This window comes from Candidatus Symbiopectobacterium sp. NZEC135, assembly GCF_025962695.1.
Map to the genome: position 1 here is coordinate 1 of NZ_JAGFPF010000704.1, position 1020 is coordinate 1020.

General features: G+C 56.6%; 1 protein-coding gene. It reads right to left on the reverse strand.

What is annotated here, in order from left to right; all coding sequences use genetic code 11:
* Positions 1-1020 (reverse strand): Ig-like domain-containing protein (locus J5224_RS29870; protein WP_264628679.1); only part of this gene is annotated, 1020 nt, incomplete at both ends.

Sequence of the window (1020 nt, forward strand, 5' to 3'; positions counted from 1 at the left end):
TGGGCAGTGAAATTTGCCAGGAACCGTCACTATTGACGGTGCCACTGTACGTTTTGCCGTTCAAGGTGACGGTAACGGTCTGTCCCGCCTCACTGGGTGAGGTGGTGCCAGACAACGTTTGTGCACTTTTTACCTCATCGGCCGTGAGTAAATCATCGCCGGTGAGCTTCTGTACTGTAAGGGTTGGCGGCGTAGTATCAACAATCAGTTCGCGGGTGATGCTGGTGCTGTTACCCGCTTTATCCACCGTCACGATAGTCATGGTGTTTGCGCCTTCGCTCAGCGCTTGCAGGTCTGCGCTGGAGAGTGGCAACTGCCATTTACCGTCATTATCGACAGTGGTGGTGTAGGTCTTGCCGTTGAGTGTCACGGTGACGGTGAGCCCCGCTTCACCGCGGCCACTTAGCGTTTGAGGTTGCGCTTGTTCTGCCGCCGTCAGGATGTTGTCTCCCGTGAGCATATTTTCTGTCAGGAACGGCGGTAATGTGTCTATTCCCAGCGCTACGTTTTGTTGATGTGTGCTGCCCTGAGCATCCGTCACGCTGACCTGAAGCGGGTAAGTGCCATCTTCCAGTCCGGCAAATACGCTGGCTGGCAAGGTGATTTTCCAGGTGCCATCCTGTTCGACCCGCGTGGTATAGGTCAGGCCGTTAAACGTGATTGTTACCACCGATCCAGGTGTCACATCTCGGGTGCTACCACTGAGCACCTGTGATTGACCGAACTCCTCACGATTCAGGACATTGTCATTTGCCAGTGGGTTTACAGTAAGCGACGCGGGTGTTGCGGGGGGCGTCGACGGCCTGTTGTCGTCGTTGCTGTTGGAGGCGGGTGCGGCAATTACGCCGCCACCGAGCGCCACGGCACCGAGAATGCCACCGAGGGCTGCGGCTGAGAGCCCACTGGTGCTAGTGCTGTGTAACAGCAGTGAGGTAATGTCGGTGATAACATCATATTCGGGAATAAGGGTGACGGTTTCCCCAGCGCTGAGCGCCGCTGCTTCGGCAGGAGCGCTGGAAA